Here is a 21829-nt window from a genome sequence, read left to right as displayed (position 1 = left end):
TTAATAATGAATAGTTATCTCTCAAATATTGTGTACACATTTCCATTCAAATGTTACGGCTGCATTTCAATCTTTATCGTATCGCGTTTTCCGGTAACGGTAAACTTTGCCTCTTCAAATTTTGGAGGACTAAATGTGCCTGTTGCATTGTTTGATATTCCGTACGGTTCTTCCGGAAACCCAAGCCAATTTCTATCCATCACATCATTTGAATTTTCATCGTGCACTACGGCAATTGCATATGCACCCGGCGGAAGTCCGTCAAAACTAATGATCAAGGATGAAGATGTTACTTTCGCTTTGCTCCACCGAAATGCTTTTTCGGGATGCGTCGGGAATCCTTCATCTTTGTTGAACAGGCTCAACATTACTTGTCCTGTCTGTTGTTTGATACCATTCAATTGCACAAATATTGTATTCGCTTTGTCCATCTGTTTTTTTTGTGCAAATGAACTCTGAAGAGCGAAGAACAGTATGAACACAATGAACTTTAGTTTCATCGTTTTTTCTCCTCCCCCAATAGAATTATGGTAATGTTGATACCCCCATCAAATATTTATCGACGCTGCGCGCTGCTTTTCGTCCTTCACTGATTGCCCAAACAACGAGCGATTGACCGCGTCGCATATCTCCCGCAGAAAAAATTCCTGGAACAGAACTCATATATTCCTTGTCGGTCGAAACATTGCTTCTTGCATCAAGAGCAACTCCCAGTTCATCTAACAATCCATTCTTTGTGGGGCCGTTAAACCCCATCGCCAGCAGCACGAGATCAGCATCGAACGTAAACTCCGTCCCGGTGATGGGAGCAAAATTTGGCGGCGGCCCCACGCGGATAGCGTGCAATTTTGTCACATTGCCGTTTGCGTCTCCTTCAAATTTTGTTGTTGCAAGAGCCCAGTCACGAATTCCCCCTTCTTCATGCGAACTTTCTGTTCTTAATTGCAGAGGCCAAAGAGGCCACGGTGTTGAAGCTGCGCGTTCCAGAGGTGGTTTTGGCATAATCTCAAATTGATTGACTGATTTTGCTTTTTGACGCAAACTTGTTCCAAGACAATCCGCGCCGGTATCACCCCCGCCAATAATCACCACCCGTTTTCCGGTTGCAAGAATATCTTTGAGCGGATCTGTTTTGTCGCCAGCGTTGCGGCGATTTTGCTGGGGAAGAAATTCCATTGCAAAATGAATTCCTTTCAGTTCACGTCCCGGCACTTTAAGATCGCGCGGAGATTCTGCTCCACCGCATAATAATATCGCATCGTATGAACGCCGTAATTCTTCGGCAGAAATATTTACTCCGACATTTGTCTTTGTTGTAAAAACAATCCCTTCTGCCTGCAACTGTTCAATACGTCGATCGAGCAAATGTTTTTCAAATTTAAAATCGGGAATTCCATATCGGAGCAATCCGCCAACGCGATCGTTCTTTTCATACACCGTTACACGATGACCGGCGCGATTCAATTGCTGCGCGGCTGCTAATCCCGAAGGACCGGAACCAATAACGGCAACTGTTTTTCCTGTTCTTTTTTTAGGAGGTTCAGGTTTGATCCAGCCATGGCTAAAAGCATATTCGATGACCGTTCGTTCTATCACTTTAATCGTCACCGGCGGTTCGTTAATCCCCAGCACACACGACGCTTCGCACGGAGCAGGACAAACATTGCCGGTGAATTCCGGAAAGTTATTTGTTGAATGAAGAACCCGTATAGCCTCTTCCCATCGATCTTTATAGATCAAGTCGTTCCAATGCGGAATAACGTTATTCACAGGACAGCCTGATTGACAGAATGGAACACCACAATCCATACAACGCGCGCCTTGCGTCCTTACCTTCTCTTCTCCAAACGCCGTATAGACATCGCGCCAATCTTCCAATCGTTCGTTGACGGGACGACGTTGCGGAACCTCCCGTTGATATTCCATAAAACCGGTCGGTTTACCCATGTACTACCTCCTGTTTAACTTTTTGTTTTGCACTATTCAAAACACGTTTGTAATCGTGCGGAAACACTTTTACAAATTTTGTTCGGCAGGTTTTCCACTCATCAAGAATTTTTTTACCGCGTCGGCTTCCTGTGAAGTCAACATGTTTTTTAATCAGGCTCTGAACAAGTTTATCGTCCTCCTCATTCATTACATCCAGATCGACCATTGATTTGTTGCACATTTTTGAGCTGAATTCTCCGTCTTCGTCCAAGATGAATGCGTATCCTCCGGACATTCCTGCTGCAAAATTTTTGCCCGTTTTACCCAGCACAACAACAATTCCGTTTGTCATGTATTCGCATCCGTTTGCTCCGACAGATTCCACAACGACGGTTGCACCGGAATTTCTTACGGCAAACCGCTCGCCCCCTTTTCCGGCAAAATACGCTTCGCCGCTCGTTGCGCCATACATTACCACGTTACCAACAATCGAATTGTCCTCGGGAACAAACGTGGAATTTTTTGGCGGATAGATAATAATCTTTCCGCCGGAAAGACCTTTTCCGACATAATCGTTTGCATCACCTTCCAACGTTAACGTCACTCCTTTAGAAAGGAACGCTCCGAAACTTTGCCCCGCTGATCCTGTAAAATTGATTTTGATCGTGCTCTCCGGCAATCCCTCTGCTCCGTAATATTTTGCAATCCGCCCACTCAGCAACGCACCGACTGTGCGATGAACATTTCTGATGGGAAGAGAAATTTCTACCGGCTTCTTCTCTTCGAGCGCCAATTTCGTCTGTTCAAGAAGTTGATAATCCAGCGCTTCATTCAAACCGTGATCTTGAGAAATTGAACATCGACGTCCAATTCTCAGCGGCACTGTTGGTTGATGTAGGATTGATGAAAGGTTAATTCCTTTCGCTTTCCAATGATCAATATCTTTTCTCTGCTGCAGCATATCCACGCGGCCGATCATTTCATCAATCGTGCGGAAGCCGAGCTTCGCCATAATTTCACGGACTTCATCTGCGATAAAGAAAAAGAAGTTGATCACATGTTCCGGTGTACCGGTAAACTTCTTTCGTAATTCAGGATCCTGCGTTGCAATTCCGACGGGACATGTATTCAAATGACACTTGCGCATCATAATACATCCCATAGAAATTAACGGCGCAGTTGAAAACCCAAATTCTTCAGCACCAAGCAATGCAGCAATAACAACATCGCGGCCTGTTTGCAATTTTCCATCCGTTTGCACTCGAACGCGGCTGCGAAGATCGTTCATCACCAACACTTGTTGTGTTTCCGCAAGCCCAAGTTCCCAAGGCACACCGGCGTGTTTAATAGAAGTTAACGGAGAAGCACCTGTTCCGCCGCTATCGCCGCTGATCAGGATCATATCCGCATGTGCTTTTGCCACACCGGCAGCAACAGTTCCGACACCAACTTCAGACACAAGCTTCACAGAAATTCTGGCTATCGGATTCACATTCTTCAGATCATAAATCAATTGCGCAAGATCTTCGATAGAATAGATGTCGTGATGCGGTGGTGGAGATATCAGACCGACGCCAGCAATTGAATGGCGAGTTTTTGCAATCACTTCATCCACTTTGAATCCGGGAAGTTGTCCCCCTTCGCCCGGTTTCGCTCCCTGGGCAATTTTAATTTGAATCTCATCGGCATTGACAAGATAATTCGCTGTCACGCCAAATCTTCCGGATGCAACTTGTTTAATGGCGCTGCGTCGAAGATCTCCATTCGCATCGGAACTGAAACGCGATTCATCTTCTCCCCCCTCTCCCGTATTGGATTTTCCACCGATGCGATTCATTGCAATCGCTATCGTCTCGTGCGCTTCTTTACTAATGGATCCGTACGACATCGCTCCTGTCACAAAACGTTTCACAATCTGTTTTGCCGGCTCAACATCTTCAATATGGACACTTCGCGTTCCTTCTCTGAATTCCATCAATCCGCGCAAAGTGAAAAATTCTTTATTCTGATCATTCAAAATGCCGGTGAACTCTTTGAATGTTTTGAAATCTCTCTTTCGGACTGACTGTTGCAGTTTCGTTACAGTTGTTGGATTGATTAAATGACGTTCACCATTGATTCTGAAGTGATAATTTCCTCCAAGATCAAGTTCTGTGTTCGCATGCGAGATTGATTGCAACGCAAACTCATGTTTACGTCTTGCCTCTTCCACAATTACATCCAATCCAATCCCTTCAATACGGGAAGATGTTCCGTTGAAATATTTTTCTATCAAATTTTTATTTAATCCAATCACTTCAAAAATTTGTGCACCACGATAACTTTGCAGTGTCGAAATTCCCATCTTCGAAAAGACTTTCAATAATCCTTTTCCGACAGCCTTTTTGTAGTTTTTCACAGCATATTCTGCTGTCACGTCTTTTGATAAACGTCCTTTATTGGCAAGGTCTTCAATTGTTTCGATTGCGAGATAAGGATTGACGGCGCTTGCACCATACCCTATCAACAAACAATAGTGCATCACTTCGCGTGGTTCGCCTGACTCCACAACGAGTGCAACCTGTGTTCGCGTTTTTTCTCGCACCAAGTGATTGTGAACCGCTGTCATTGCAAGCAAGCTCGGAATGGGTGCATACTCTTCGTCGGATCCACGATCGGAAAGAATGATAATAGAATAACCGGATTCAATCGCCAATGAGGCGCGGCGGCACAATCCTTCAAGCGCCCGCTCCAATTCCTGTTCTCCACCATTCACACGGAACAACATGGGCAATGTTGTCGTCAGAAAATCTCCCTGCGAAACGCGGCGGAGTTTTTCCAATTCTACATTAGTTAAAATCGGATGCTGCAGTTTTAATGTATGACAATGCTGCGGTGTCTCTTCAAGAATATTTCTTTCCGTTCCAATGTAACTTGTTAATGACATGACGAATTCTTCGCGGATCGGATCGATCGGCGGATTTGTCACCTGAGCAAACAATTGTTTGAAGTAGTTGAATAACGATTGCGGTTTGTCGGATAAACACGCAAGCGGTGTATCGGTTCCCATAGAACCGATCGCTTCTTCCCCGTTCACCGCCATCGGAGTGACAATCATCCGTACATCTTCATCGCTGTAGCCGAACATTCTCTGACGCTGAATAATATCTTTTTCGCTCAACATATGTGCGCGCGGAGGTTCGGCAAGCTGTTCAATGGTGATCTGATTTTCTTTAATCCAGTTGCCGTACGGCTTGCGAGAGCTTAATTGCGATTTAATTTCTTCATCCAGAATCACACGTTTCTGTTCAAGATCCACCAGCAGCATTTTTCCCGGCTCCAGTCTTCCTTTCATCTTCACCCGCTCCGGTTCAATCTGAAGAACACCGACTTCGGACGCCATAATCAATAATCCGTCGTGTGTTTCAATGTATCGAGCAGGTCGCAATCCGTTACGATCCAGCGTTGCACCAATTACTTTTCCATCCGTAAAAGCAACAGCTGCCGGGCCGTCCCATGGTTCCATCAGCGATGCGTGATATTCATAGAATGCTTTTTTCTCCGGAGACATGGTGACATCCATGCTCCACGCTTCGGGAATCAGCATTGCCATCACATGCGGCAGACTTCGGCCGGAGTGATATAATAATTCAACAGCATTATCTAACGCTGCAGAATCACTTCCGTCTGGTTGGATAATGGGAAATAATTTTTTAAGATCATCTCCGAACAAATCGGATTTCAACACCGATTGCCGTGCATGCATCCAAATAACATTACCACGCATGGTGTTGATCTCTCCGTTATGACTCACGAAACGGAACGGATGTGCCAGTTGCCAGTTCGGCATAGTGTTCGTGGAAAACCGTTGATGCACAAGACAGAGTGCGCTTTCAGTGTCTGGATCCAACAACTCGCTATAGAACTGTTTGATTTGCGGCGCCAGCAATAGTCCTTTATAGATAATCACACGGGATGATAACGACGGAATGTAAAAGAAATCTTTTTCTTTAATGTCGGAAGTATATAATTCTGCCTCCGCCCGTTTACGGACAACATATAATTTACGATCGAATTCTTCCCTTGTCATTCCCTCCGCACGGCGAACGAAGATTTGCTCAATATAAGGCTGCGAAGTGCGGGCGATACGACCTATTGCATCTGCGCCAACCGGAGCATCACGCCATCCGAGAACACTCAATCCTTCTTCCCGCACAATACGCTCCATGATCCCTTCGCACACCAAACGTGAAGATTGATTCACCGGCAGGAATACCATTCCAACTCCATACTCCCCTTCCTCCGGAAGAGTAATTCCTAAGGTCTTACATTCTTTCACAAAAAATTTATGAGGGATTTGTATCGTAATGCCTGCTCCATCCCCCGTTTCAGGATCGCAGCCGCATGCACCGCGATGCGTTAAATTGATAAGAATCTCAACTCCTTTACTGATGACATCGTGGGACCGTTCTCCTTTGATGTTCACAATAAATCCGATACCGCATGCATCGTGTTCGTTGCGCGGATCGTATAACGGAAAATTATCCTGATGTTGATACGGTTCTTTCATAGTTATACTTCTCCGACAAATTCTCTTTTTAAAGCAACTCTCCCGGTACGGGCTATCTCTTTGATATGGAATGGTTTTAACATTTTAATGATCGCATCTACTTTTTGACCGCTCCCTGTTGCTTCAACGGTTAATGTTTTATGACTAATATCAATTATTTTCCCTTGGAAAATTTCGACAATCTGCATAATCTCCGGACGACTATCTGTCGTTGTTCCGATCTTAATCAACGCGAGTTCCCGTTCCATAAAGCTGTCGTATGTAAGATCAACCACCTTCAGTGTATCAATTAATTTATTGAGCTGTTTGATGATTTGTTCAATAATGGCGTCGTCACCGCGTGTAACAATTGTCATCCGTGAAATAGAACTGTCTTCTGTCGGACCAACAGTAATACTTTCAAGATTGTATCCTTTTGCAGAAAACATTCCGGCAACTCGATTCAGAGCGCCGAATTTATTTTCCAGCAGCACGGAAATTGTGTGTTTGTGTGACGTTTGAACTAATGGTACTTCAACAGTATTACTCATACATTATCCTTTGGTAATAGTGATCATTTCAAGATCACGTTCTTGTTCATCTTCAATTGTTGCTGTATTATCCGGTACATCAATAATTTCATGATATGTCTGCCCTGCCGGAATCATCGGATAAACATTTTCTTCTTTTACCACTTTGAATTCTACGAGTACGGGGCCATCGATTTCAAGCATTTTATTGACAACATTATCTACCTCATCTGTCAAGGTTACTCGAAATCCGGGAATACCATATGCTTCGGCCAATTTTACGTAATCAGGACCGAACATTTCTACGTGAGAATATCGTTTTCGCCAGAACAACTCTTGCCATTGCCTTACCATGCCGAGATACCCGTTGTTCATGATCAATATTTTCACAGGGACGTTATGCTCACGGATGGTTGCGAGTTCTTGAATATTCATCTGTATTCCCCCGTCCCCGCTCATAGAGATGATTGGAAAATCTTTCCGAGCAAACGCCGCACCCATCGATGCCGGAAGTGAAAATCCCATAGTGCCGAGTCCACCGGATGTTAAATGCGTACGCGGATAAATATATTGATAAAATTGGGCCATCCACATTTGATGCTGACCAACATCACTCACCATTATCGCCTTCCCTTTTGTTGCCTCTGAAATTTTCCGGATGACATGCTGCATCCGAATATATTTTCCGCTTTTATATCGAAGCGGATGTTCCTCTTTCCAATTTTTAATTGTTTGAATCCAATCTTTTGTATCCAATGGACTAACAGACGGCAGCAATTGTTGCAACACTCTTTTCACGTCACCGACAATCGGTACATCCACCTTTACATTTTTACTGATATTTGATGGATCGACATCGATATGAATCTTCTTCGCTTCGGGGGCGAACGCATCGGTCTTTCCTGTCACGCGATCATCAAACCTTGCGCCGACTGCGATTAGCAAATCGCAATAATTCACCGCCGTGTTGGAATACCATGTGCCGTGCATTCCCAACATGCCGAGCGAGAGCTCATCCGTTTCTGGAAAAGCACCGAGACCATGAAGTGTTGTCGTCACCGGAATTTTTGTTTTGTGTGCAAACTTTGTCAGTTCTTCCGCGGCGTTGGAAAGAATTGTTCCGCCTCCTACATATAACACAGGACGTTTTGCCTTCGCAATTAATGCTATTGCTTTGTCCAATTGTTTTTGATGTCCTTCAACATGCGGGACATAGGAACGCATCTTTACTGTCTTGGGATAACTGAATACGGTTTTTGTCGCCATCACATCTTTCGGAAGATCGACAAGAACCGGACCCGGACGACCGGTGGTGGCAACATAGAATGCTTCTTTAATTGTTGCAGCAAGTTCATTCACATCGCGGACGAGATAATTGTGTTTGGTGATTGGGCGAGTGATGCCGACAATATCTGCCTCTTGAAATGCATCGTTACCGATCAACTTCAGAGCAACTTGTCCTGTGAAGACAACGATCGGAATGGAATCCATATAAGCATCCGCAATTCCAGTAACGGTATTGGTGGCGCCGGGTCCCGAAGTTACCAATGCAACGCCCGGTTTGCCGCTCGCTTTTGCGTATCCTTCAGCAGCGTGGACAGCACCTTGCTCGTGACGGGTAAGGATATGTTTAATATCTGAGATATCGTGCAGAGCGTCATAGATACCTATAACGGCTCCTCCCGGATAACCGAATACGATATCCACTTTTTCTTCGATCAACGATCGAACAAAAATTTCTGCGCCGGTCATTTGCCGTTGCGGGGAAGAAGGAGAAGTATGTTGAGTCATAGGACACCTGAAAAATAAAAAAAGCGATACACAACCTCGGTTCAGAGGTTACGCCCTGATTTTATTTCTCACGTGTTTCTAGTTGGTGGATGTGTGATTTGTTTTTGGGAGTAACCTCTGCGTATTCTTAGCTAATAATAATTAGGCGTAGAATCGCAAATGTAATTCCCAAAAGAATAATAATGCCGCTCAGCGGAAGGAGAGCCACAGGCACAGCAACAACGCGAACGCGTGAGCGTTTCGATATGTTCTCTGTATGTTTGTTGTATGCGGGCATTCTTTTGTCGTTAATCGTTAGTAGTGCAACTGAGTTACACATATATAAGATATAACATTTCATTCCGTTGTCAAGAAAAAATTTCGTATCTTTGAAAAATTTTTCTTTTTATGCACTCTTTATCAATCACGAACGAGACTATTGCCGCTATTGCAACACCGATTGGAATTGGTGGTATATCCGTTATACGTATTAGCGGGAACGCCGCTTTTCCTATTGTTGATACCGTTTTCCGGGGAACAACTACTGTTCAAGATTCAACTTCTCACTCAATTCATTATGGAACAATTGTTCACCCAGTTTCACGTGAAACAATTGACACCGTCCTAGTTTCGGTGTTCCGCTCGCCAAATTCTTTTACCGGAGAGAATGTTGTAGAAATTAGTTCTCATGGTGGGTATTTCGTCTCTCAGAAAATTTTAATTCTACTATATTCATATGGTGCTCGTCCTGCCGGTCCTGGTGAATTTACATTGAGAGCATTTCTTCATGGAAAAATGGATCTAACTCAAGCGGAAGCCGTTGCAGACATCATTCACTCAAAGTCTGAAAAATCACACAAAGCATCGGTGGACCAGTTAAGCGGGAAGCTATCAAAGAAGGTGCAATCCCTTAGGGAAGAGATTCTTAATATTTGTTCTTTGTTGGAACTGGAACTAGATTTTTCCCAAGAAGGAATTACTTTAATAGAAAAAAATAAGATTATCAAAAACCTTGACCACGTTGAATTATCCATAAAAGAGTTGTCTTCCAGCTATCAGGAAGGAAAAGTCATCAGGGAGGGTATTAAAGTAGCGTTAGTTGGAAAACCTAATGCGGGAAAATCAAGTCTCCTAAATGTCTTGCTACAAGAGGAGAGAGCTATAGTAAGTGATATTCCTGGAACAACTAGGGACACCATTGAAGAGAGTATCCATCTTGATGGAATAGAATTCATCTTTAATGATACGGCTGGATTAAGAGAATCTAATGACTCAATTGAAATCGAGGGAATAAAAAGGACATCAAAGGCGATAGATTCTTCAGATGTTATCGTAATTCTTATTGACAGCTCGATACTAGTTTCAACAGAAGATATTACGTTGTACGATAAAATATTCAACCAATACCATGATGCTAAATCAGTTCTTTTGGTGTTGAACAAATCTGACATTAAATGTGACGCTATAAATGTTTTAAGCAAAATTTCACCCGTTTGGATCTCCTGCAAAACTCATCAAGGAATACAATCCTTAAAACAAAAATTGATAGATGTTGCAATTCCTCGTCATGATTCAACAGCTTCTTCTGTAACAATTACAAACGTCAGACATAAAGATGCTTTAGAGAAAGCTCTGGTTTCTATTGCCGCAGCGAAACAAACTGTCAATGAAGGACTTGGCGGTGATTTTGCTGCGGTTGATTTGAGGGGTGCGCTTAATTATCTTGGAGAGATTATTGGATTGACCACCCCTGATGACATTTTAAACAACATTTTTTCTAATTTTTGTATCGGGAAGTAGCGGATTAATTGTTCCACGTGAAACATTATGTTGATTGATAGACCAAAGACATATTATGATATTGTGGTGATTGGTGGTGGACATGCCGGCATTGAGGCCTCATTGGCTTCCGCAAGGATGGGTTGTTCCACGCTACTCATCTCTCTTAAAGCTAATGCTATAGGGAGAATGTCGTGCAACCCTGCAATAGGGGGGACAGCGAAGGGACATCTCGTAAGAGAGATAGATGCGCTCGGTGGTGAAATGGGAAAGATAGCAGATGCTACGGGAATCCAATTTAAGATGCTCAATACTTCAAAAGGTCCCGCCGTTTGGTCCCCACGTAGTCAGAATGACAGGGAGTGGTACGCTACCGATGCTCAAAAAAGAATTCTTTCTCAATTCAATCTTGAGGTCTTAGAAGATTCAGTTTTAGATATCCATGTTGACGAAGGAGTTCTTAAAGGAATAAGAACTTTTCTCGGACACGGTATTTCTTGCGGTTCGTTGGTGCTCTGTGCGGGGACATTCCTCAATGGATTGATGCACACAGGGGAGAAGAATCGTAGCGGAGGGAGATTTGGAGAAGCTCCTGCTCGTGGTGTTACCGAAAGTTTGCAGTCGTTGGGATTTACTTCTGGAAGATTAAAGACTGGAACGCCTCCAAGAATAGATCTGAACAGTATTGATCTTTCTAAAACTGAAATACAAAACAGTGATGATCCGCCAATTCCTTTCTCGTATCAAAATGAAAAGATTACAAATCGTTTGATACCGATGTACCTTACATACACAAACACCACGACTCACAAGATTTTGGAAAAAGGTTTTGATCGTTCTCCAATGTTTACCGGCCGTATTAAGGGGATCGGACCTCGATATTGTCCATCCATCGAAGATAAAGTATTTCGCTTTGCTGAACGAGACCGGCATCAAATTTTTCTTGAACCTGAAGGATACGATACGAACGTGGTGTACGTGAATGGATTCTCTACAAGTCTTCCGGAAGAGATTCAATTTGAAGGAATCAGATCCATCGCCGGTTTGGAAAATGCACAAATGATTCGTCCTGGTTACGCTGTGGAGTATGATTATTTTCCTCCGCATCAATTGAGACATACATTGGAAACAAAACTCGTTTCCGGACTTTTTCTGGCAGGGCAAATTAATGGAACGTCTGGTTATGAAGAAGCGGCCGGACAAGGATTGATTGCCGGTATCAATGCCGCATTGAAGATTCAAAAAAGAAATCCATTCGTAATACAACGGAGCGAAGGATACATTGGTGTGATGGTTGATGATCTCATCAACAAATCTACTGATGAGCCGTATCGAATGTTTACTTCGCGTGCAGAATATCGATTGTTGTTACGACAAGATAACGCCGATAGGAGATTGATGCGCGATGGATATGAATTAGGATTAATCTCAAAAGAAATGATTGAGCGACTGGATGCAAAAGAAAAAATGGTTGAAGAAACAATTCGTTATCTAGAGTCAACTACGATTTCTCCGGTAAAAATAAATCCATTGCTTGAAAAGAAAAATGAATCTCCAATTCTGGAAAATGACAATCTTTCAAAAATGCTTCGTCGAACAAATATTAATGCGTTGGATCTTACAGAAATTATTTCCGACCAAATAATAAAATCATTTCTGCAAAAACACGATGTACGAGAGCAGGTAGAGATTGACGTAAAGTATGCGGGATACATTCAGAGACAGAATGAACAGATTCATCGTTTTGCAAAATTTGAAGAGTACCTCATTCCGGAAAATTTTAATTACACAAAAATATCTTCACTGAGCACTGAGGGAAAAGAGAAGCTAAATCGCATTCGTCCGCATTCCATTGGGCAAGCTTCACGCATCGCCGGTGTTACAAACTCCGACGTCTCTGTCTTGAGTATATTTTTAAAACAACTCGAATCAAAATAACGGTACAACGGAAAGACATCCCGTTCTGTACAAGTTTCACGTGAAACAATGAACAACGAAGAACTCTGGCTATATACACTTTTTAAGAAAAACGATCTATTTATAACGGACATACAAATCCGCCGGCTATCATTGTTCAAAAATCTGCTTTTGGATTGGAATAAAAAAATCAATCTTGTTTCCAGAAAAAACGAGGAGAATATTTGGAGGGGACATATTTCTCTTTCTCTTTCAATGCTTTTTAAAATACAGTTTTTTTCCGGATCGAAGATCCTGGATCTTGGAACTGGTGGGGGATTTCCCGGAATACCACTGGCAATTATGCTACCCGATTGCTCGTTTGTATTGCTTGATTCAACACAAAAAAAATTGGTTGCCGTTCAATCGATGGCTGATTCATTAGAATTAAAAAATGTAAAAACCATTTGGGGACGTGCAGAAGAAGTACAAAACAAACCAGATTTTTTCCGTTCTTTTGATGCTGTCGTAGTACGCTCAGTAAGTAGCCTTTCAAATCTTATTGAATGGGGTATACCCTTTCTTAAAAAGCAAAGCGGCAGTAATATAGGAGCTGAAAAGATTTCGATTTCCGCCCCATCTTTGATTACATTTAAAGGTGCAGAGATTGAAGAAGAAGAGCTCCTAGTGAAAAAGTCTTCTCCAAACATTTTTCTTCAGAGTGTTCCTTTACTCTTTCCGGGAAGCGAAGAGTTTGATAATCTGGATAAGAAACTCATTATCGCAACAATGAAATAACGGAGCTCATTTGTCTACCCAAGAACTTTTTCAGCAACTGCAAAAACTTTCCACCGAGCAGCGCAATGCCAATTCAATGGATATTGATGCTCGTTCAATTACAGAAATTCTCACTATTATCAACAACGAAGATAAACAGGTGGCACTTGCCGTCGAAACCCAAATTCCTTACATCGCCCAAGCGGTCGAACTAGTTGTAAAAGGTTTCCTTAATGGGGGCAGATTGATTTATGTTGGCGCAGGAACGAGCGGCCGAGTTGGCGTTGTAGACGCTAGCGAATGTCCACCGACATTCGGTGTCCCGTTCGACATGGTGCAAGGAATGATTGCGGGAGGTGAAGGGGCGATGTTTCGCGCCGTGGAAGGAGCAGAAGACAAACCCGAAGGGGGCGCACACGATATCGATCAAAAATCTGTCGGACCCAACGATATAGTGTGCGGAATTGCCGCAAGCATGAGAACGCCGTATGTAATTGGTGCAGTACGGCGGGCAAAAGAACTCGGCGCAAAAACCTTATATGTCACCACCAATCCAAGAGGAAATCTGGATCTTCCCGAATACAAACATTTGGCGGAAGTACTTGATGTTGCTATGTGTGCCGAGGTCGGTCCAGAAGTGGTGATGGGCTCCACAAGAATGAAAAGTGGAACTGCACAAAAACTGATCCTTAATATGATAACCACAACAGCTATGATCCGTCTAGGAAAGATCTACGAGAACATGATGATTGATCTTCAGATGACGAACAAAAAACTTGTTGAACGCTCAAAGCGAATTGTGATGACAATTACTGGTGTCGATTATGTGGCCGCAGAACAATATTTGAACGAAGCAAAAGGACACGTAAAATCTGCCCTCGTGATGATTAAAGCAAATGTCGATTACAATGAAGCAACAAAACGACTGCAACGAGCCAATGGTTTTGTAAGAGCGGCGATTGAAGGAAAAGAATATCGCATCGTTTGATGGTAGCTTTGTCAAACACGTCTCTATTGCCAACGCTTTTCCCCTTATAAAACATTCTCCACGCCTACTTCTTAGTGGTTACCTTTGTTGTCAATGCATAATTCTTGACTGCGATATTCTCCCTTTTTAATTTTGCCTCAACATAAATCAACGCAACACTTTTCCCACAATTATTTATAGGAGGCAGTATGAATGTCGTAAACATGAAACAGTTTGACGGATCGAATAATTTGAAAGCGTTTTTCGATCTCGAAACATCGGAAGGAATCACGATCAAAGGATTCAAAATCGCCGATGGCAAAAATGGTCTATTTATAGGAGTCCCTTCAGATCAAGACAAAAAGGATAAAGGAAAGTATTGGGACAAAGTGCTGATGTCAAAAGAGGTGAAGGATAAGTTGACAGAAAAAGCTTTGGAAGAATATTCAAAATTGTCCTCATAATCTATCCCTACAATTTCCATAAGCGATAAACTAACTCTTTAAAAACAGAAACGTCCCATAACGGGACGTTTCTGTTTACTAATGATAATCGTTCTTAATGTGCCGCTGCTGTGCTTGTTTCGTAATCGATACCTTGTGCTTTTAATACTGATTTTGCCTTCATCGCAAAGAAGGCCAGGTATCCAAACAAGAAAATCGTTACGATATATGACATGTGAATATCGTTCAAGACATCGCTCATATAACCTTGGAACGGAGGAATGAGCGCGCCGCCAAGAATCATCATAATAAGGAATGTGGAACCTTGGCTGGTATATTTTCCAAGTCCTGCAACAGAAAGTGCAAAAATACAAGGCCACATCACTGAACAGAATAATCCGCCGCTGATAAATGCAAAGATGGCAATTTTACCGGTCGTTAACATTCCAACAGACATTGCCGCCATTCCCAGGAGCGCAAAAACCAAAAGAGTCTTTGCCGGTTTTTCCTGCCCGATAAAAAATCCAACAATCTGAATAGCAATCACAAATGCGTAAGGATAAAGATCGCTTACATCGGTCCCTCCTAACGAGTTCGCACCAAGCACCACTCCAAAGGCAACGTAGGGAACGACCACGGTCAGAATATTTTTCCACATTTTAGGAAGATTGAATACTGTAATTGCTCCGGTCCATCGTCCGATCATTAAGCTTCCCCAAAAAAGAGAAATAAAATGCGCGATTTCGGATTCGTCGTATCCACCGAATTCGGGCAATTTCAACAACGCACCCATATTGCTTTGGATTGTCACTTCTACGCCGACATAAACAAAAATTGCCGCCATACCATACACAAGCTGCGGATATTTCAATGCGCCGCGACCAGCTTCAATGTGTTCGTCCTGCGTAATTTTGGGAAGATTGGAAAAGATGAAGAAGAGTGCAACGGCAATGAATAATCCTGCAAGAAACATATACATTTGATTGACAGAACCGATCTCCACCTGGACATTTTTAGTCAATCCGCCAAAGAGAAAGTAACTAACGATCAGCGGACCAATTGTTGTGCCGAAAGAATTCATTCCACCCGCAAGGTTTAGACGGTGTGCGCCGGTTTCCGGATTACCAAGTGCAATAGCAAATGGTTGTGCACAGGTTTGCTGAAGGGAGAATCCTATTGCAATCAGAAAGAGTGAACCAAGAATCAGCCAGTAGTTTCCACTGTTCACAGCGCCAATCATTGCTATAGCGCCAGCCGCAGAAACAAAAAGGCCGTATGCGATTCCCATCTTATAACCAATCTTATTAAGGAAATCGATTTTCATTAACCGTTCTACTAAATAGAGAGCAAGCGAACCGACAAAGTATGCTAAATAGAATGCAAGATCGATCAGCTGCGATTGAAACTGTGTGAGACTAAAGTGTTCCTTGCAAAACGGAATAAAGACACCGTTCGATGCGGCAAGAAATCCCCAAAAAAAGAAGACTGTGATCAGTGTTCCAAATTGGGATTTGGTGGAGGATGGTGTAGTCATTTTTTTTGATTTGATATGTGAAAGAAATATAGAGCTTCGGACTATCGTCTGTTATGCTCGGCTAGAGTACAATATAAATTGAAAGAATTCAACTGTTTTTATAAAAATGCTCCGTTTGAAAGGAATGTATTTTTTTCGTACCTTAATATGTACAGTAAGAGGAGATGAACACTCCTCTTTTTTTTTAATCTCACACATACAATGGACATTATTCAAGCTGTTATACTCGGCGTAATTCAAGGATTGACAGAATTTCTCCCCATCAGCAGCACGGGACATTTGCGTATTATTCCGGCGTTGATTGGATGGGAAGACCCCGGCGCTGCGTTTACCGCAGTCATTCAGTTTGGAACGCTCGTAGCGGTTCTATTCTACTTTCGAAAAGATATTATTACCATTACTTCGGCAGTCATTAAAGGTCTGATGTCTGGTAGACTACTATATAATCGCGACGCACAGCTCGGTTGGATGATTGCAACAGGAACGGTGCCAATCGTTTTTTTTGGTTTACTCTTAAAACACCAAATTGAGACATCGTTCCGATCCCTTTATGTTATCAGCGCCTCGTTGATTCTGCTGGCGATTGTGTTGATGATTGCCGAATGGATAACCAAAAAGAAGCTAGCCCGCGGCGAAAAGTTGAAAACACTTGAGGATCTTTCCTGGAAAGAGGTCGTTGTTGTTGGATTTTGGCAGTCCGTCGCCCTTATTCCGGGCTCATCCCGCTCCGGAACAACCATTACCGGAGGATTGTTTACAGGAATGACTCGCGAAACAGCGGCTCGATTTTCATTTTTACTTTCTCTTCCTTCGGTGTTAGCGGCCGGAATTTTAGAATTAATAAAAGAACGAGAAGTTTTGCTTTCTTCAAGTGATGGAATTGTAAGCTTGGTTGTCGCTACCGTTGTTTCGGGAATTGTCGGTTATGCCTCTATCGCATTTTTGTTAAATTATTTAAAATCACATACAACATATCTCTTTATTATTTATCGAATTGTTGTTGGTCTCGGTTTGTTGTATCTGTTAAACACCGGAATTTTACAGCCGCTGTAAAAGAGTTTCATAATATTGTTCGCAAATTTTTTCTATGGTGTTATTGTATGGATTTTATTTCTGAATTTTTTCATAAGCTTCTCAACATCAAAGAACTTGTCAGCTGGGCGGGATATCCCGGACTGGCAATGATTATTTTTTCTGAGACCGGTCTTCTGGTCGGATTTTTTCTGCCGGGAGATTCGCTTTTAGTGACTGCCGGATTGTTTGCTGCTGCGGGATATTTTGATATCGCTTTATTAACACCATTGTTGCTTGCCGCCGCTATTATTGGAAATGCAACTGGCTATGCGATCGGAAGAAAGAGTGGTCAGGCATTATATTCTCGGGAAGATTCTCGCTTCTTTAAAAAACAGCATCTGATCAATACAAAAACCTTTTATGACAAGTACGGACCATTCACCATTGTTGCCGCACAATTTATGCCGTTTGCACGAACGTTTGCGCCCGTTGTTGCTGGTATCGCCCAAATGAAGTATATGAAGTTTGCAACCTACAATGTTATCGGAGCAGTGTTATGGATTCCGGGAATGTTGTTCATCGGATATTTTCTCGGTTCAACCATTCCGAACATCGATAAAAATATTCATTACGTTATCGCCGTCGTGATTTTATTATCACTCCTGCCCGGAATTATAAAATACCTACAAGTGAAATACGGAAAGAAATAAACGCTCTTTCCGAGAGTATCTTTATTTTTTCATCACGTTTGTTCTTGGTGTAAGACTGTTCCAACATATCCTAGAGAAATATTCTTATCTTTGAGTGTCATGACACTCTCCCCCCATATCCGTTTTCACGTCGACCCGATCTTTGAAGAAGAACTACTAAAATTACCATGGAACGTTCCGATTGGTGATTGGCACAAATGCGGCGTGAATATCTTAAATATAAAACGGGGAATTTCGCGTCACGTGGTCGTCTTTGTCAAAACTGGAAGATTTTCTTTTGGCATTAAAGAAATCAGTGAAAAGATCTCCAAAAAAGAGATCGATCATTACGAACAACTATTGCTGCGCGGTATTCACACTCTTGTCCCGGCGGGATTTGTGGTGCGGGAAGAGGAATCAATTGCCATTGAAACACCGGTCGGAATTCAATACGAAGATAATTTCATTTCCCATACCGTTACCGTTTTAGTCGATAAAGTTCTTCCTGATTCTCTTCTTTACTCAAGAAATTTCCGAAAAGAAAATCGGCAGAAAATTTGGGATGCGATTGTACGGTTATTCATTCAACTGCACAGCAACGGGGTCTATTGGGGCGACGCATCTCTTGCCAACGTCCTTATTAAATTTTCAAAGAGAGAAACACCGTTCGTCGGTATACAAACGGTCCTTATTGCATATCTATCGGATGCGGAGACGATTGAGATCCATCCGCAGATTTCACAATCTATGCGAGAAGCAGATTTGAATTTTTTCTTTGAATCGATGGATTGGATCAACGAAGATTTGCGGAGCAGCGGTGTGGTTCGCGACAATCTTGGAATGGAAGAAGATAAAAAATACATCCAAGAGCGATATACATTGTTATATAATGTTGAAGTAAAGAAAAAAATATTTCAACAACAGACGTCGTTCAATATTGATAAATTTCTCGGGAGCATTTTCAATCCTGCGTATGTCGATCAATTCTTAAAACATATTGAAGAACATAAATGGTATATGAGCGAACGGTTACGCAACGATGTAACACTTGCCGCAGCTACGCGGGATTGGTATAAAACGATCTTTGTTCCTATCTGCGAGTTATTCCGATCTGAAAATATTTTAGATGTGTTTAAGGGAAAAACGGCTGCAGAGTTGTACATCGAGATTATGAACAACAAGTATTATTTAAGCGAGCGGGCTGGAAAAGATGTTGGAATGATTACGGCCATGCGAGATTACGCAGAGCGATTTAGAACGATGGATCATTATAAAACCATTTTGGAACAGCTCGCAGATAATATGAAGAAGATATTGGGTCTGAAAGAGAACATGCTTCTCAAGTAAGCGTTGATTATATTAACGCAGAAAAATACCAAATAACATCAGGGAACTCTCCATGACAACTATTGCTCCTTCATCCGTTCGACCATTCGACGATGCTTCATTAGAAAAAATCGCCTATAACAGTGTTAAAACGATACCGACAAAAGAACCAAATGATCAATACCGTTTGGGTTACCACGTATGGAATATGCTGAAAGAAAAGAAGGGAACTGTCGCGGACGCTGTGCGTCAATCCGGTGCGAGAATTTTAATTTCGGAAAAAGAGACGGTGGCAATTATTGAGGCGGCTTTAAAAGAATTAAAATCATAATTGATGTAATGACAATATTTTGATTTTTTTGTTCAGCATTATTTCGATACATCCAATCTTATTTTTTTAAAACAATAGAGTTAATGAAAGAAGTCTGGAACATTTTAAATGATTTAATCATGGCATTCATCCCGCTGTTTGTGGCGATTGATGTGCCGGGACTTGTTCCTATTTTTGTTTCACTAACACAGGGGATGACATTAAAGTCTCGTCGCCAACTGATCATCGAAGCATCACTGACGGCAGGAGCGGTGGCTCTGGTGTTTCTTGTACTGGGAAAAGTGATTTTCAAATTTCTGGGAATTACCGAAAATGATTTTCGAATTGGTGGTGGAATTGTTTTGCTTGTGCTTGCCGTGACCGATCTGCTTTTCTCTAGTGATGAACGAAAGGAAACAGCCAAATCGGTAGGTGTTGTTCCCATTGGAATTCCGTTGGTCATGGGACCGGGCGCACTGACCGCTATCATCATTATTGTTGATGCGTATGGATATTGGATTTCAATGGTTTCACTTCTGTTGAATTTGATCATTGTGTGGATCACCTTTCGTCATTCCGATCTCGTTATCAAATTAATGGGCGAGGGTGGAACAAAAGCGTTTGCAAAGGTAGCCGCCCTTTTCATGGTAGCAATTGCGGTAATGATGATCCGCGTTGGTGTTCAAAACATTCTCAAATAATCTATCGTTATGTCTCTGCACTATCAGTCTGTTCTTGATTCCATTCACGCTGAAGTACTCCCTCTGCAGCAAGAAGGGAATGTCGCAAATTATATTCCAGAACTCGCCTCGGTAGATTCAACCAAATTCGGTATACATTTGCGAACGCTCGAAGGGCATGATTTTTCGGTCGGTAATCATAACGAAAATTTTTCTATTCAAAGCATCTCAAAAGTCTTTGCGCTTGCACAGGTCGTTACACTGATCGGTGAAAAAATATTTAAGCGGGTCGGAGTAGAGCCGTCCGGCAGTTCATTCAATTCTCTGGTTCAATTGGAATATGAAAAGGGAATTCCGAGAAATCCTTTAATCAACGCCGGGGCAATGGTTGTATGTGATGTGCTGATCGATCAATTACACAACCCCAAAAAGGAAATTCTCTCGTTCGTCCGAACGCTGGCAAACAATACAAAGATCGGATTTAACGAAAAGGTTGCCGCATCCGAAAAAATGTATGGCTTTCGTAATATTGCTCTTGGAAATTTCTTAAAATCCTTTAACAACATCCATCACGATGTTGACGATGTGTTAGATCTCTATTTTCATATATGCTCCATTGAAATGTCGTGCAAAGATCTCGCCACGGCATTTCTTCTCTTTGCCAATCACGGAAAATTATCGTCAACAAGCGAAGCGTTGCTCACGAAAAGCCAGACGAAACGTTTGAACGCCATTATGCAAACTTGCGGTTTTTACGATGAAGCGGGAGAATTCTCGTTTACTGTCGGTCTGCCCGGAAAAAGCGGTGTTGGCGGAGGAATCGTCGCACTCCATCCGCATCGATATGCTGTCGCTACATGGAGTCCGAGATTAAACGAGAAAGGAAATTCGGTGATGGGAATGAAAGCACTGGAGCTGCTGACAACAAAATTGGGCTCATCGATCTTTTGAGGATACAACATTACCATTAATAACATTATTTATTTTCTATGCTCCATTCTGTCTATCACGCCGCATCGCAACCTTCTGGGTCCAAATCAACACTCATCATGCTTCATGGACGCGGTTCAGATGAACACGATCTGTTCGGCTTAAAAAGTCATCTCGATTCTCGGCTTGATATTTATTCTCTTCGTGCACCAAACGAGTACGAATGGGGAGGTTATACTTGGTTCGACTTGTTTGAAGATGGTACCGTCGATGAGAAAAGTTTCCTACAGAGTAAAAGTAAAATCCTTTCATTCATCAATTCACTTACGACGGACAAACTCTTTCTTCTCGGTTTCAGTATGGGGGCAATTATGTCGTATGTTCTTGCGTTAACTCAACCGAAACTCTGCAACGGAGTTTTAGCACTGAGCGGATTTGCTCCATTGCAGTTGGAAAAAGAATATAAACTTAACGAATTACTCAGTTTTCCTATTTTTATTTCTCATGGGATTAATGATCCAATTATTCCCATTTCTGCCGCACGAAAAACCAAGGAACTTCTTTCCAAATCCGGCGCACACGTTACGTATAACGAATATGCAATGGCACATCAAATCAACGATGTTTGTTTAAGCGATATAAGGGGCTGGATGCATAATCTAATACCGTAATTTTGAATTTTCTTGTGATACTTTTGTGATTTTCCTTTCGCATTTTTATCTTACAC

Annotated in this window: 18 protein-coding genes; 12 read left to right on the top strand and 6 right to left on the bottom strand. The window is 42.3% G+C overall.

From position 1 onward, the window contains the following. Positions 1-53: 53 nt before the first annotated feature. The 5 genes from WDA22_12170 to ilvB are packed head-to-tail and all read right to left on the bottom strand — an operon-like array spanning position 54 to position 8778. Positions 54-500, bottom strand: a complete 447-nt coding sequence (locus WDA22_12170) for a DUF2141 domain-containing protein (protein MFA5834221.1) — start codon at positions 498-500, stop codon at positions 54-56. Between the two features lie 25 nt (positions 501-525). After that, positions 526-1947, bottom strand: a complete 1422-nt coding sequence (locus WDA22_12165) for a glutamate synthase subunit beta (protein ID MFA5834220.1) — start codon at positions 1945-1947, stop codon at positions 526-528. Beyond that, positions 1940-6478 carry a glutamate synthase large subunit gene (gltB, locus tag WDA22_12160; protein MFA5834219.1) on the bottom strand — a complete coding sequence of 1513 codons (4539 nt, stop codon included), beginning with the start codon at positions 6476-6478 and terminating at the stop codon, positions 1940-1942. Before gltB ends, WDA22_12165 begins: the two co-directional genes overlap by 8 nt. A gap of 2 nt (positions 6479-6480) precedes the next feature. Further along, entirely contained in the window at positions 6481-7008 is a 528-nt protein-coding gene (ilvN, locus tag WDA22_12155) for an acetolactate synthase small subunit (GenBank protein MFA5834218.1), read from the bottom strand. A gap of 3 nt (positions 7009-7011) precedes the next feature. Next, positions 7012-8778 (bottom strand): biosynthetic-type acetolactate synthase large subunit, encoded by a 1767-nt coding sequence (gene ilvB / locus WDA22_12150; protein MFA5834217.1) that lies wholly within the window; start codon positions 8776-8778, stop codon positions 7012-7014. 387 nt (positions 8779-9165) lie between these two features. Here ilvB and mnmE point away from each other — a divergent pair, with 387 nt between their 5' ends. The 5 genes from mnmE to WDA22_12125 all read left to right on the top strand — a co-directional run bounded on the left by mnmE (position 9166) and on the right by WDA22_12125 (position 14640). Next, positions 9166-10557, top strand: coding sequence for a tRNA uridine-5-carboxymethylaminomethyl(34) synthesis GTPase MnmE (mnmE, locus tag WDA22_12145; GenBank protein ID MFA5834216.1), 1392 nt, complete (start codon positions 9166-9168; stop codon positions 10555-10557). A gap of 27 nt (positions 10558-10584) precedes the next feature. Further along, a complete protein-coding gene (gene mnmG / locus WDA22_12140; GenBank protein MFA5834215.1) occupies positions 10585-12474 on the top strand; it encodes a tRNA uridine-5-carboxymethylaminomethyl(34) synthesis enzyme MnmG in 1890 nt (629 codons plus the stop codon). A gap of 48 nt (positions 12475-12522) precedes the next feature. Beyond that, a complete protein-coding gene (gene rsmG, locus WDA22_12135; GenBank protein MFA5834214.1) occupies positions 12523-13230 on the top strand; it encodes a 16S rRNA (guanine(527)-N(7))-methyltransferase RsmG in 708 nt (235 codons plus the stop codon). Between the two features lie 10 nt (positions 13231-13240). Further along, the gene (gene murQ / locus WDA22_12130; GenBank protein ID MFA5834213.1) at positions 13241-14197 is read left to right on the top strand and encodes an N-acetylmuramic acid 6-phosphate etherase; all 957 of its coding nucleotides are present in this window, start codon (positions 13241-13243) and stop codon (positions 14195-14197) included. A gap of 188 nt (positions 14198-14385) precedes the next feature. Continuing rightward, complete coding sequence (locus tag WDA22_12125) at positions 14386-14640, top strand: septation protein SpoVG family protein (protein MFA5834212.1); 255 nt, start codon at positions 14386-14388, stop codon at positions 14638-14640. Positions 14641-14734: 94 nt separating this feature from the next. Here WDA22_12125 and WDA22_12120 read toward each other — a convergent pair whose 3' ends face one another. Further along, positions 14735-16153, bottom strand: coding sequence for an MFS transporter (locus WDA22_12120; protein MFA5834211.1), 1419 nt, complete (start codon positions 16151-16153; stop codon positions 14735-14737). 201 nt (positions 16154-16354) lie between these two features. On the opposite strand from WDA22_12120, the gene uppP reads away from it, so the two are divergent. The 7 genes from uppP (at position 16355) to WDA22_12085 (ending at position 21773) form a co-directional block, all read left to right on the top strand. Next, complete coding sequence (gene uppP / locus WDA22_12115) at positions 16355-17206, top strand: undecaprenyl-diphosphatase UppP (protein ID MFA5834210.1); 852 nt, start codon at positions 16355-16357, stop codon at positions 17204-17206. Between the two features lie 47 nt (positions 17207-17253). Continuing rightward, positions 17254-17877, top strand: coding sequence for a VTT domain-containing protein (locus tag WDA22_12110; protein ID MFA5834209.1), 624 nt, complete (start codon positions 17254-17256; stop codon positions 17875-17877). Between the two features lie 99 nt (positions 17878-17976). Further along, positions 17977-19203: a DUF4032 domain-containing protein gene (locus tag WDA22_12105; protein ID MFA5834208.1), complete on the top strand. Its 1227-nt coding sequence runs from the start codon at positions 17977-17979 to the stop codon at positions 19201-19203. A gap of 52 nt (positions 19204-19255) precedes the next feature. Then, positions 19256-19513, top strand: a complete 258-nt coding sequence (locus tag WDA22_12100) for a hypothetical protein (protein MFA5834207.1) — start codon at positions 19256-19258, stop codon at positions 19511-19513. Between the two features lie 83 nt (positions 19514-19596). Next, positions 19597-20193 carry a MarC family protein gene (locus WDA22_12095; protein MFA5834206.1) on the top strand — a complete coding sequence of 199 codons (597 nt, stop codon included), beginning with the start codon at positions 19597-19599 and terminating at the stop codon, positions 20191-20193. Between the two features lie 15 nt (positions 20194-20208). After that, positions 20209-21123, top strand: coding sequence for a glutaminase (locus WDA22_12090; protein ID MFA5834205.1), 915 nt, complete (start codon positions 20209-20211; stop codon positions 21121-21123). Between the two features lie 38 nt (positions 21124-21161). Then, the gene (locus WDA22_12085) at positions 21162-21773 is read left to right on the top strand and encodes a dienelactone hydrolase family protein (protein MFA5834204.1); all 612 of its coding nucleotides are present in this window, start codon (positions 21162-21164) and stop codon (positions 21771-21773) included. The last annotated feature ends 56 nt before the right edge of the window (positions 21774-21829 follow it).

The sequence above is a fragment of the Bacteroidota bacterium genome (assembly GCA_041658205.1).
In the GTDB taxonomy this organism is placed as follows: Bacteria; Bacteroidota; Ignavibacteria; order UBA10030; family UBA8401; genus UBA8401.
The sequence above is the reverse complement of the archived record's forward strand: the minus strand, read 5'-3'. Positions and strand labels throughout refer to the sequence as shown.